This is a genomic window from Nonomuraea candida (assembly GCF_000725485.1).
GTDB lineage: Bacteria > Actinomycetota > Actinomycetes > Streptosporangiales > Streptosporangiaceae > Nonomuraea > Nonomuraea candida.
The window spans coordinates 57,275-69,711 of the sequence record NZ_JOAG01000014.1 but is presented as its reverse complement, the minus strand read 5'-3'; the positions used below and the strand labels follow the sequence as shown (position 1 = coordinate 69,711).

Annotated in this window: 11 protein-coding genes; 1 reads left to right on the top strand and 10 read right to left on the bottom strand. The window is 71.0% G+C overall.

The window, feature by feature from the left end; all coding sequences use genetic code 11:
- Window positions 1–15: 15 nt before the first annotated feature.
- The 10 genes from IO39_RS50625 to pgsA all read right to left on the bottom strand — a co-directional run bounded on the left by IO39_RS50625 (window position 16) and on the right by pgsA (window position 10,012).
- On the bottom strand, window positions 16–870 hold the full coding sequence (locus tag IO39_RS50625; RefSeq protein ID WP_052422894.1) for an endonuclease/exonuclease/phosphatase family protein: 855 nt from the start codon (window positions 868–870) through the stop codon (window positions 16–18).
- A gap of 14 nt (window positions 871–884) precedes the next feature.
- A complete protein-coding gene (locus tag IO39_RS14625) occupies window positions 885–2,060 on the bottom strand; it encodes an MFS transporter (protein ID WP_052422893.1) in 1,176 nt (391 codons plus the stop codon).
- Between the two features lie 98 nt (window positions 2,061–2,158).
- Window positions 2,159–2,581, bottom strand: coding sequence for a MarR family winged helix-turn-helix transcriptional regulator (locus IO39_RS14620; RefSeq protein WP_043622041.1), 423 nt, complete (start codon window positions 2,579–2,581; stop codon window positions 2,159–2,161).
- A gap of 132 nt (window positions 2,582–2,713) precedes the next feature.
- Complete coding sequence (locus IO39_RS14615) at window positions 2,714–4,408, bottom strand: alkaline phosphatase D family protein (protein ID WP_043622039.1); 1,695 nt, start codon at window positions 4,406–4,408, stop codon at window positions 2,714–2,716.
- A 229-nt stretch (window positions 4,409–4,637) separates the two neighbouring features.
- Window positions 4,638–5,546, bottom strand: a complete 909-nt coding sequence (pdxS, locus tag IO39_RS14610; protein ID WP_211267016.1) for a pyridoxal 5'-phosphate synthase lyase subunit PdxS — start codon at window positions 5,544–5,546, stop codon at window positions 4,638–4,640.
- 118 nt (window positions 5,547–5,664) lie between these two features.
- Complete coding sequence (locus IO39_RS14605) at window positions 5,665–6,684, bottom strand: DUF3048 domain-containing protein (protein WP_043622036.1); 1,020 nt, start codon at window positions 6,682–6,684, stop codon at window positions 5,665–5,667.
- A 62-nt stretch (window positions 6,685–6,746) separates the two neighbouring features.
- Window positions 6,747–7,289 (bottom strand): hypothetical protein, encoded by a 543-nt coding sequence (locus IO39_RS14600; RefSeq protein WP_063765274.1) that lies wholly within the window; start codon window positions 7,287–7,289, stop codon window positions 6,747–6,749.
- Window positions 7,290–7,338: 49 nt separating this feature from the next.
- Window positions 7,339–8,469 (bottom strand): glycosyltransferase family 4 protein, encoded by a 1,131-nt coding sequence (locus IO39_RS14595; protein ID WP_043622031.1) that lies wholly within the window; start codon window positions 8,467–8,469, stop codon window positions 7,339–7,341.
- Complete coding sequence (locus IO39_RS14590; protein WP_043622027.1) at window positions 8,466–9,377, bottom strand: phosphatidylinositol mannoside acyltransferase; 912 nt, start codon at window positions 9,375–9,377, stop codon at window positions 8,466–8,468. Before IO39_RS14590 ends, IO39_RS14595 begins: the two co-directional genes overlap by 4 nt.
- Window positions 9,374–10,012 carry a phosphatidylinositol phosphate synthase gene (gene pgsA / locus IO39_RS14585; RefSeq protein ID WP_084772865.1) on the bottom strand — a complete coding sequence of 213 codons (639 nt, stop codon included), beginning with the start codon at window positions 10,010–10,012 and terminating at the stop codon, window positions 9,374–9,376. The genes IO39_RS14590 and pgsA overlap by 4 nt, the downstream gene beginning before the upstream one ends.
- A 144-nt stretch (window positions 10,013–10,156) precedes the next feature.
- On the opposite strand from pgsA, the gene IO39_RS14580 reads away from it, so the two are divergent.
- A complete protein-coding gene (locus tag IO39_RS14580; protein ID WP_043622024.1) occupies window positions 10,157–12,295 on the top strand; it encodes an elongation factor G-like protein EF-G2 in 2,139 nt (712 codons plus the stop codon).
- The last annotated feature ends 142 nt before the right edge of the window (window positions 12,296–12,437 follow it).

Genomic DNA, 12,437 nt, shown 5'->3' with positions numbered 1-12,437 from the left:
GCGGCTTCGCGCGGTTCACCCCCCGGGCAGGGCCACCCTGAGGTGGACGGGCTTGTGGTCGGACAGGGTGACGTCGCGCTCGACGTGGCAGCCGCGCACGCCGCCCTTCGGGGCGAACAGGTAGTCGAGCTTCTTGCCCTCCCTGGTCCACCCGCCGGTGCGCCGCCCGCCCCGCTGGTCGCATTCCTGGTATTGGCGGTAGAACGGGGCGACGGCCCGGCGGCCGGCGGCGGAGCCCTGCCCGCTGTCGGGCGGTGAGACGTTGAGGTCGCCGCCGACGACGCTGCGGTAGCCGGGCGCGGCGGAGATCTCCAGCAGCCGCCGGAGCTGTTTCGTCCGGTACGGCGCGCCGGGCTGCCGGTCGTCGTAGCCGGCGCCGGACGACAGGTGGGTGCCGCAGGCGCGCACCTTCCTGGCGGGCAGATCGGCGCAGATGGCGGCCCGCTTGACGAACCAGGGCGGGGCGGGCAGCGGGTGGACCTCGTACCTGACCGGGTCGTCGCCCGCCACCGCGACGGCGATGCTCTGCGCGCCGCGCGGGCGGCCGAGCCGGTCGGGATGGCACGCGTACGGAGTGCCGTCCCGGTTGGTCAGCCCCCAGGAGCCGAGCGTCCAGCGGCGGCCGGTGCGCTGCTCCAGCCAGCCTTCGAGGGCGCCGTCGGCGCCCGTGCAGAACTCCTGGAGGAAGATCACCTCGGTGCGGCGGGCGAGGGCCCGGCGGCCGATCTGCTCGGCCAGCTCGACGGTGCTCGCCCGGTACAGGCGGCAGGCGGAGTTGGTGCCCGTGCAGACGTTCCAGGTCATGACCGGTAAGACGGCCGGTTCCGCGGGGAGCAGGCTCGCCAGGAGCAGCAGGACGTGTCCCACCATGGTGGGACATCCAATCACACGCTGGGCGTGACCGCCGCGTCGTGCGTCGTGTGGCCGGCGTCCACCCGCGACAGGCCGCGCAGGTGGTGGCGCCGGGTGTAGAGGACGGCCATGCCGGCGACGCAGCACAGCGCCCCCAGCGCGTACGGCACCGCGACCCCGATCTCCTCACCGAGCTTGGTCGCGATGAACGGCGCCAGCGCGCCGCCCATCCAGCGCACGAAGTTGTAGCCCGCCGAGGCGACCGGCCGGGGCGCGTCGGAGACCTCCATGGCCGACTCGGTGAAGACGGTGTTGTTGAGGCCGATGGGGATGCCGGACAGGACGGTGAAGACGATGACGCCCACGTGCCCCGACAGCGCGATGCCGAGCTGGAAGACGGCCAGCAGGGCCAGCGCCAGGTGCAGCACGTTCACCGAGCCGATCCTGCGCTGCAGCGGCGGCGCGGCGAAGACCGACGACAGCGCGACGCAGACGCCCCAGCCGAAGAAGACGGCGCCGATGCCGTAGGCGGACATGCCCAGGATGAACGGGGTGAAGGCGAGGACCGTGAAGAAGGCGAAGTTGTAGAACAGCGCGGTGAAGGCGGTCGTGGACAGGCCGCCGTGGGCCAGCGCCCTGATGGGGGCGCTCAGGCGGGTCTTCACCGCCGGCGTGGGCGTGGCCTTGAGCAGCGCGACGATCAGCACGAAGCCGGCGGCCATGAGCGCGGCGGTGCCGAAGAACGGGGCCCGCCAGTTCCAGTCGCCGAGCAGGGCGCCGGCCAGGGGGCCCAGGGAGATGCCCAGGCCGAGCGCGGCCTCGTACAGGATGATGGCCGACTCCGCGCCGCCGCTGGCGGCGCCGACGATGACGGCCAGCGCCGTGGCCACGAACAGGGCGTTGCCCAGGCCCCAGCCGGCGCGGAAGCCGACCAGCTCGCCCACGCTGGTGGAGGTGCCCGCCAGCGCGGCGAACACGATGACCAGCGCGAGCCCGGCGAGCAGCGTGCGCTTGCCGCCGATGCGGCTGGAGACCCAGCCGGTGACCAGCATGGCCACGGCGGTCACCAGGAAGTAGCTGGTGAACAGCAGGGAGACCTGACTGGGGGTGGCGTTCAGCCCTTGGGCGATGGAGGGGAGGATCGGGTCGACCAGCCCGATGCCCATGAAGGCGACGACCGCGGCGAACGCGGTGGCCCAGACGGACATGGGCTGGCGAAGGATTCCGCCGCCGGTTTGCATGACTCTCCTTTGTCGTTGAAGACGGGCCGCGCCGCCCTGATGAAGCCGCCGAAAGCTCCGCGCCGCTACAGGCGGCCGAGTTTCGCCAGGACGGGCAGGGCGGCCGCGAGCGTCTCGCGTTCCTGCTCCGTGAGCGCGGCCAGTTCCCGGGTGAGGTGGGCGACCCTGGCCTGGCGCACGGCGCGCAGCCGGGCGCGGCCCTCGCTGGTGAGCTCGACCGTCCTGACGCGGGCGTCGGCCGGGTCGCTGCCGCGGGTGACCAGGCCCGCGTCCTCCAGCCGGTTGATCTGGACGGTCATGGTGGGCAGCTGCACGGCGTGCTCCTCGGCCAGCTCGGTCATGCGGCGCGGGCCGCCTTCGAGCGAGCCGAGGACGCCGTACTGCTGGCTGGTGACGGGCTGACCGGCGACGGTGCGCCTGAGCAGGAGGACCAGGTGCCGCAGCACCGACGAGACCTGCTCGGCCAGGTGGGTGGGATCGTCCCTCATGCTTAGCTCAACTAACTTAGTCTGGCTAATATTCCGGCCCGGAAAACCCCGGCCCGCCGGGCCGGGGCGCGGGGAGAGTCGCGTGAGCACGCCCAGGAGGTGTGGCGTGCCCACGCGGGTCCATTTTCCGGGTTACGGACGCTCGGTCTCCAGGCGCACCGTCTCCTCCGCCGTCATCTGGCGGGCGGCGCGCATCGCCGGGTCCAGCGGGCGCAGGTACGTCTGCTGCACGCCCGGCACCCGGTCCTCCACGACGAACGTGGCCCGGGTGTAGACCTCGGCACCGGGCACCTGCACCCGGGGCACGACCTTGAAGTCGGCCGTGAGCTGGTCGCGCTCGATCTTCGTCAGCACGTATCCGCGCTGGTTGTTGTAGAACTTCAGGTGCGGGTTGATGGCCAGGAACGGGTGCGTGGCCGGGTCCGAGTCGACCCCGTCGCCGCCCGTCGAGATCGACGTGGCCACCAGCTCCGAGCCCACCGTGGGCCCGGTCGGGTCGTCGTAGTCGAGCTTGAGGTCGCTGGCCCAGTGCGCGTGCACGTCGCCGGTCAGCACCACGGGGTTGCGCACCTTGGCGTCGAGCCAGCCCTGCGTGATGCGCTGCCGGGAGGCGACGTAGCCGTCCCAGGCGTCCTGCGAGGTGATCTTGGCGGGGCCGGCGTTGTTGTCGCGCTGGGCGAAGAAGACCTGCTGGCCCAGGATGTCCCACTGGGCGCGGGAGTGGTGGAAGCCGTCCAGCAGCCACCGCTCCTGCGCGGCACCGGTGATCGAGCGGGCCGGGTCGACCGCGGCGGGGCAGTCGCGGTAGCCGTCGCCGCAGCCCTGGTCGTCACGGTACTGGCGGGTGTCGAGCATGTGGAAGGTGGCCATGCGGCCCCAGCGGATGCGCCGGTAGAGCTGCATGTCGATGCCGCGCGGGATGGAGGTGCGGCGCAGCGGCATGTTCTCGTAGTAGGCGCGGAAGGCGGCCTCGCGCCTGGTCAGGAAGTTCGGCTGGGGGATCTCGGGCTTCTCGGGCACCTCGTCGGCCCAGTTGTTGTCCAGCTCGTGGTCGTCCCAGACCACCAGCCAGGGCGCGGCGGCGTGCGCGGCCTGGAGGTCGGGGTCGGCCTTGTACTGGGCGTGGCGCTGGCGGTAGTTCGCCAGCGTCTCGGTCTCCGGGCCCTCGTGGTGGCGGACGTTGCCGCCGGGGATGTTGTAGGTGTCCCTGGTGTATTCGTACTGGTAGTCGCCCAGGTGCAGGATCAGGTCGGGGCGTTCCTCGGCCAGGCGGCGATACGACGTGAAGTAGCCGTGCTCGTACTGGGCGCACGAGACGAAGGCCATGGCCAGGCCGCCGCCGTACGAGAGGGGGTGCGGGGCGGTGCGGGCGCGGCCGAGCGGCGAGACGTACGGGCCGACGCGGAAGCGGTACCAGTAGTCGCGGTCGGAGCTGAGGCCGCCGACCTCGACGTGCACGCTGTGGCCCCACTCGGGGGCGGCGACGGTGACGCCGGTGCGCACGACGCGGCGGGCGCGCTCGTCGCCGTAGATCTGCCACTGCACGGGGAAGGGCCGCTGCGGCATGCCGCCGAGCCCGTCCTCGGCCATCGGCTGCTGGGCGAGCCTGGTCCACAGCACGAAGCCCTCGTGGTCGGGATCGCCGCTGGCGACCCCGAGCGTGAACGGGTCGGTACGCAGCCCGCGTGAGGCCAGCGCCTGGGCCGTCTCGGCGGCGGGGTCGGCGGCGGGGTCGGGTTCGGCGTGCGCGGCGCCGGCGGGGATGGCCGCCGCGGCCCCTGCCGCTAACCCCGTGACGAAGAAGTGCCTGCGGTTCAGCTCGGACATGTGGGGCTCCCGGGACGATCAAGGGTGAGGGACGACCGTAGCCTGACTGAACATCATGACTGCGTGGTTAACACCACACAACACGAAAAAGGCGACATCCTTCGCGGATGTCGCCTTCTCCGGAAATTTCCACCGTCACATCGTGGCGCCCCCGCCAGGCCGCGACCGGCCTGTCAGAGGTGATCGTCTCACGCGGGCAAGCCTGTGACCTGCACCGACGCGCCGATCTTCACCAACCGCGCTCGGCCAGGCGGTGCGGCTGCGGGATCTCGTCGACGTTGATGCCGACCATGGCCTCGCCCAGGCCGCGCGAGACCTTGGCGATGACGTCGGGGTCGTCGTAGAAGGTGGTGGCCTTGACGATGGCCGCGGCGCGCTTGGCCGGGTCACCGGACTTGAAGATGCCCGAGCCGACGAACACGCCCTCGGCGCCGAGCTGCATCATCATGGCGGCGTCGGCCGGGGTGGCGATGCCGCCCGCGGTGAACAGCACGACCGGCAGCTTGCCGGTCTTGGCGACCTCGGCCACCAGCTCGTAGGGGGCCTGCAGCTCCTTGGCCGCGACGTAGAGCTCGTCCTCGGGCAGCGAGGTGAGCCGCTTGATCTCGGCGCGGATCGTGCGCATGTGGGTGACGGCGTTGGAGACGTCGCCGGTGCCGGCCTCGCCCTTGGAGCGGATCATGGCCGCGCCCTCGGTGATGCGGCGCAGGGCCTCGCCCAGGTTGGTGGCGCCGCACACGAACGGCACGGTGAACTGCCACTTGTCGATGTGGTTGGCGTAGTCGGCCGGGGTCAGCACCTCCGACTCGTCCACGTAGTCGACGCCGAGCGCCTGCAGCACCCTGGCCTCGACGAAGTGGCCGATGCGGGCCTTGGCCATGACGGGGATGGACACGGCGCTGATGATGCCGTCGATCATGTCGGGGTCGCTCATGCGGGACACGCCACCCTGCGCGCGAATGTCGGCGGGCACGCGCTCGAGGGCCATGACGGCGACCGCCCCGGCATCCTCAGCGATCTTGGCCTGTTCAGGGGTGACGACGTCCATGATGACGCCGCCCTTGAGCATCTCGGCCATGCCGCGCTTGACGCGGGCGGTTCCGGTGACGGGGGTGCTTTCTGGCGTGCTCACGGTCATCCTCACGGGCTCTCACGGCGAATCGGTAGGTTTGTCAACCCCATCGTAGGTCCTGCGGGACCCCTCCCCCGACATGCCAAGATGTCAGGATTTAGCGCCAAACCTGTACAGGCAGGCGTCACGGGATGACGGGCTTGCGGCTTGCGAGGGCGACCCAGACCTGACCCGGGGCGAAGTTCATCGGCTCGCCGCTCTCAGTGGTGAACGTCGTGCCGCTCTCCTCCGATTCCCGTTCCCAGCGCGCCTTGAAAGCTTTACCGTCGCGCAGCACGATCGCCGAGCCCTTGCCGGTGGTGTGCACCAGCGGCGTGTAGCTGTCGTTCTTGTCGTGGAACTGGGAGCGCTCGGTCTTGGTGTACTGGATGACGATCGTCGGCGCGCCGAGCTGGCCGCCCTCGGCCGCCATGTTCTTCTTGCCGTCCTGCCAGATCAGCCACTGCTCCTTCGCCTGCGACCAGGCGAAGGTGAGGCGCGCGGCGGGCCACTTGACGGTGTACGACTTGCGCTCCACCCCGCCCTCGGCCGGCGCGTCGCCGAAGGTGAAGCCGACGTCCTTGGCCTTGCTCGCCCTGGGCGCCTTGGCCAGGAGCTGCTTGGTGTTGGCGAACAGGTTGTAGGGGGCGAACCGGCCGGGCTGGCGGAAGTACGCGCCGGGGTTGCGCGTGTCGCCCACGTCGTACAGGGACGCCTCGGCGATGAACGGCAGCATCTTGGTCTGCGCGCCGGAGTAGGAGAAGGCCGGCTTGCCGAACTGCGGGGCGATGTGCAGGTCGGAGATGCGCGCGCTGCGCACGGGCCCCACCTTGGGCGGCAGCTTGGAGGAGAAGATCGCCATGAGCCGGGTCAGCCCGGCCTCGACCTGCTCGACGTAGACGATGTCGGCGCTCTTGAGCCCGAGCTGCGGCTTGCCCGCGGCGGTGTTCTCGATCTTCACGGCGAGCACGGGCTTGAGCGTCTCGTACGGCATGCCCGTGAACGGGTGCGCCTTGACCTCTTCGGGCTCCGGACTCGACGGCGTCTCCGTGGCGGCGGCCTGCGGAGCCTGCCCGGCCGCGGGCTCGTCCGAGGAGCAGGCGGCCAGGGGCAGCAGCACGGCCGCTCCGGCCAGACAGACCGTGATCACTCGGGGTAGCCGCACCTGTAACTCTCCTCGCTTCAGCCCGAAAACGGGATGAAGCTTACTGGCTTCCCTAAATCAGGTCATTCAGTTGCCATAGCTGCCGGCGGATTGTCATCGATCTCGAAGAAACGCGGGTACTCCGTGTGCCCCGCCAGGCGCAGGGTCCTGGCCAGCCAGCGGCGCTGGGCCGTACGGGTGACCGCTACGTGGTTGTTGTAGAAGCGCCGCGAGTAGACCACCTTGGCCACGGCCGTGTCGAGCTCCTCCAGCAGCTCGCGGCCGCCGGGCGACTCCGCCAGCTTCTCCCTGAACCTCTCCTGGTCCACCACGGCCCGCAGGGCGCGCGACAGGTCGCTCTCGGCGTGCTCGCGCTCCTCGGGCCCCGCCGACCTGGCCTCGTGGGCGGCGGCGGCCAGCACCAGGGACGTGGCCGGGTCGAGCAGGCGCGAGCCCGCCAGCTCCAGCACCACCGCGCGGCGCCGCATCAGCGCCGCGTCCAGCGCCTCCTGGGCCAGCTCCAGCCGCAGGTGCAGGCGGTCGAGCCGGCCCGCGCGCCAGGAGATGTAGACGGCCGTGAGCACGACGACGATGCCCACGATCAGCACGATCATGGTCGATGTCACAGGTCTTCCTCCACGCGACCGTGCGCGATCCCGGTCAACGGAACCACGGTCAAAGGTCCTCTTCCACGCGGCCCGCGCCGCTGGTGGTGACGGTCTCGTAGACGCGTACGACGTCGCGCGCCACCGTGGACCAGTCGTACTTCCTGACCGCCACCAGCGCCTCGGCGGCCAGCTTGGCCCGGCGCTCGGGCGCGCCGAGCAGCGCGGCGGCCTCGCGCGCCAGCGAGGCCGGGTCGCGGTTGACGAACAGCGCGCCCGCCTGCCCCTCGCCCAGCACCCGGCGGAAGGCCGGGATGTCGCTGGCCAGCACCGTCGCCCCCGACGCCATCGCCTCGGCCAGCACGATGCCGAAGCTCTCGCCGCGCGTGTTGGGCGCCACGAACACGTCGACCGAGTGGTAGGCGCGGATCTTGTCGGCCTCGCTCACCATGCCCAGCACCGTGACCCGGTCGCGGAACTCCTTCGGCACCCGGTCGAAGACGTCCTTCTCGTCGCCGGGGCCGGCGATGAGCAGCTTCACGTCGGGCCGCTCGGCCGCCAGCGTCCGGAACGCGTCGAGCAGGATCGGCAGGCCCTTGCGCTCCTCGTCCATCCGGCCCAGGAAGCCCAGCGTGGCCCCGTCGGGGCCCCAGCCGTCGAGCGGCTCGGCCTCGGTGTAGCGGGCCACGGTGACGCCGTTGGGGATGAGCACGGTGTCGCCGCCGAACTGCTCGACCAGGCTCTTGCGGGCCGCGTCGGAGACCGCGATGCGCCCGCTGAGCTTCTCCAGCGCGCTGCGCAGCAGCGGCTCGGCCACCGCGATGGCCCGCGAGCGCGTGAACGAGGCGTGGAACGTCGCCACGATCGGCCCCTTGGCCGCCCAGCAGGCCAGCACGCCCAGGCTGGGGATCAACGGCTCGTGGATGTGCAGCACGTCGAAGTCGCCCGTGCGCACCCAGCGCCGCACCCGCGCGGCCGACAGGAACCCGAACGACATCCGCGCCACCGACCCGTTGTACGGCACCGGCACCGCCCGGCCCGCCCCCGTCACGTAGGGGGGCAGCTCGTCGTCGTCGGCCGCGGGCGCGATCACCGACACGTCGTGCCCCTGCGCCATGAGCGCCTGGGCGAGGTCGTCGATGTGCTGTTTCACCCCGCCGGGCACGTCCCACGAGTAGGGGCAGACGATGCCGACCCTCATCGGGGTTCCAGGTCTTCGAGCCAGAGCCGCTGCAACATGTGCCAGTCCTCCGGATGCTCGGCGATGCCCTTCTCGAACACGTCGGTCATGCCCTGGGCCACGACGGCGACCTTCTCCTGCCGGGTGCCCTCGGCGGGCACGGGGATCTCCGGGTGGATGTGGATGCCCCAGTCGTCGCCCTGGAAGTAGACGACGGCGGGCAGCAGCGCCGCGCCCGTCTGCACGGCCAGCAGCGGCGGCCCGGCGGGCACCTTGGTGGTCGCGCCGAAGAAGCGCACCTCGACGCCGCTCCTGGTCAGGTCGCGCTCGGCCGGCAGGCACACCACGCCGCCCTTGCGCACCCGCGTGGCCAGGGTGCCGAAGTTGTGGCCGTCGCCGCCGGTCAGGGGCAGCACCTCCATGCCCAGGCCCTCGCGGAAGGCGACGTAGCGCCGGAACAGGGACTCGGGCTTGAGCCGCTCGGCCACCGTGGTGAACGGGTGGCCCACGCCCACCAGCCAGGCGCCGGCCTGGTCCCAGTTGCCCATGTGCGGAAGCGCTAACACGACGCCCCGGCCGGCCGCCACGGTGTCGTGGACGTGCTCGGCGCCGATGACGTGGGTGCGGCGCACGATCTCCGACCGGTCCATGGACGGCAGCCGGAAGATCTCGTGGAAGTAGCGGAAGTAGGAGCGCATGCCGGCCCGGGTGAGCTCGCGCAGCTCCCTGCTGCCGACGTCGAGCCCCGTCACCCTGGCCAGGTTGGACTCCAGCCTGCGCACGGACTTGCCCTGCCTGCTCCAGACCCGGTCGGCCAGGAACCGGAAGACCGCGGCCGTCGGCCGCTGCGGCAGCAGTGGCACCAGCCGCCAGCCCGCCGCGAACCCGGCGGCCACCACGCGGTCGCCGATCGAGACCTTCTCGCTCATCTCTCCCCCCGCTCGACTTGCCTCGCCTGCCGGTGGACGGCCACCACCCGCTGTCCCACGGTGATCACGCTGGCCGCCGCGAGCAGCCACATGCCCGCGGCCAGGATGTACGGCACTCCCAGCCCCGAGAAGCAGGCCGCGACCAGCGCCACCACCAGCCGCTCCGGCCGCTCGGCCAGCCCGACGTCGGCGGTGAGCCCCAGCCCCTCCGCCCTGGCCTTGGCGTAGGAGACCAGGGCGCCGGCGATCAGGCACACCAGCGTCACCGAGGCCATCAGAGTGTCGTCCCTGGAGATGAAATACAAGATCAGACCGGCGAAGATGGCGGCGTCGGCCACCCGGTCGAGCGTGGAGTCGAGGAAGGCCCCCCAGGTGGTGCCCCCCTTTCCGCCGAGCCGGGCCACCACGCCGTCGAGCAGGTCGAACAGCACGAAGACGGTGATGACGAGGGCCCCCCAGGTGAGCTGTCCCAGGGGGAAGAAGAGCAGGGCGGACACGACGGTGCCGAGGGTGCCGACCGCCGTGACGGCGTTCGGGCCGATCCCGCGGCCGACGAGTGCCCTGCCCAGCGGGGTGAGTATCCGGGTCATGGCCGGGCGCAGGAGTTTGAGCATCGCGGTCCGATCGTAGGCCATGACGCGTCTGGCAACTTTCTTTGCCCCGCCCCCCTTGTGATATCCGCCACAGGGGTATTTGGTGAACACACCGCGTCCATGCGGTTTCCAGCACCCTTCCGCGCGGGCGCGGCGTCGACAGGAAGCGACGACGCGGGAGGCGATGTGGCGGAAAGACACTCGGGAGGCGCCGTGGGAGCCGCGGGCAGGGCACCCGCGGCCGACAGGGCGGATGCGATACGCAATGTCGTGCTGGTCGGCCACTCAGGAGCGGGTAAGACGACCCTCGTCGAGCAGCTGCTGGCCGCGACGGGCACCATTCAGCGCCCGGGACGGGTCGAGGACGGCAACACGGTCAGCGACTTCGACGAGGTGGAGGTCCGGCAGCAGCGGTCGGTCAACCTCGCCGTGGCGCCCCTGGTGCACAAAGGCATCAAGATCAACCTTCTCGACACGCCGGGTTACGCCGACTTCGTGGGCGACCTGCGCGCCGGGCTGCGCGCCGCCGACGCCGCGCTGTTCGTGGTGTCGGCCTCCGACGGGGTCGACGGGCTCACGCGCATGCTCTGGGAGGAGTGCGCGCAGGTGAGCATGCCGCGGGCGGTCGTGATCACGAAGATCGACCACCAGCGGGCCGACTTCGACGAGGTGCTGGCCACCTGCCAGGACGCCTTCGGCGACGGCGTCGCGCCGCTCTATCTCCCGGTGATCACCAACGGTCACGTCAACGGGCTGATCGGGCTTCTGACGCAAAAGTTCTACAACTACGCCACGGGCGAACGCACCGAGAAGGACCCGGGCGCGGACTACCAGGCGCAGATCGAGGAGCACCGCGGCGTGCTGATCGAGGGCATCATCCAGGAGAGCGAGGACGAGTCGCTCATGGAGCGCTACCTCGAGGGCGAGCCCATCGACACCAAGGTGCTGATCGAGGACCTGGAGAAGGCCGTGGCCCGGGGCAGCTTCTACCCGGTGCTGTGCAGCGGGCTCGGGGTGGGCGCGCAGGAGCTGCTGGAGCTCATCACGCAGGGCTTCCCCTCGCCGCTCGAACATCCCATGCCCGAGATCACCGACCTGTCCGGCAAGCCGGTCAAGGGCATCACGTGCGACCCGGACGGGCCGCTCGTGGCGGAGGTCGTCAAGACCACCAGCGACCCGTACGTGGGCCGCATCAGCCTCGTCCGCGTCTTCTCCGGCACGCTGCGCCCCGACATGACCGTGCACGTCTCCGGTCACGGCCTGGCCGACCGCGGGCACGAGGACCACGACGTGGACGAGCGGGTCGGCACGCTGACCTGCCCGCTGGGCAAGCAGCAGCGCGGCGCCGCCAAGGGCATCGCGGGCGACATCGTGGCCGTGGCCAAGCTGGCGCGCGCCGAGACGGGCGACACGCTCTCCGACGTGGATCACCCGCTGTTGATGACGGCCTGGCAGATGCCCGACCCGCTGCTGCCGGTGGCCATCAGGGCCAAGTCCAAGGCCGACGAGGACAAGCTGTCGCAGGCGCTCGGCCGGCTGGTGGCCGAGGACCCGACGCTGCGCCTGGAGAACAACGCCGAGACCCGCCAGCTCGTCCTGTGGTGCATGGGCGAGGCGCACACCGACGTGCTGTTCGACCGCCTGTCCAAACGCCACGGCGTGGAGGTCGAGCGGATCGAGCTGCGGGTGCCGCTGCGCGAGACGTTCGGCGGCAAGTGCCAGGCGATGGGCCGCAACGTCAAGCAGACCGGCGGCCACGGCCAGTACGCCATCTGCCACCTCGAGGTCGAGCCGCTGCCCTCCGGCGGGGGCTTCGAGTTCGTGGACAAGATCGTGGGCGGCGTGGTGCCGCGGCAGTTCATCCCGTCGGTGGAGAAGGGCGTGCGCGCCCAGATGGAGCGGGGCGTCGTGGCCGGCTACCCGATGGTGGACGTGCGCGTCACCCTGTACGACGGCAAGGCCCACTCCGTCGACTCCTCCGACATGGCCTTCCAGATCGCGGGCCAGCTCGCGCTGAAGGAGGCCGCGTCGAAGGTGCCGACGCTGCTGCTGGAGCCGGTGGACGAGCTGTCGGTGCTGGTGGCCGACGACTACGTGGGCTCGGTGATGTCCGACCTGTCGTCGCGGCGCGGGCGGGTGCTCGGCACCGAGCCGGTCGGCACGGGCCGCACCCTGGTCAAGGCCGAGGTGCCCGAGCTGGAGATCACCCGGTACGCCATCGATCTGAGATCTATGTCACACGGGACCGGCACGTTCACGCGGACGTTCCTGCGCTATGAGCCGCTGCCGCCGAACCTGGCGAGCAAGGTGACGGCCACGGAGTGATCGCCGCCCGGCCCCGGGCGATGGAAGAGCCGGGAGGGAAAATGTCCCTCCCGGCCCAGCCATGGGTATATGTCACAAATGCGTCACGACTTGATTTCGGTTTCTGGTGACGACCATGGCCGTGCGGATGCCAGACTGGTGA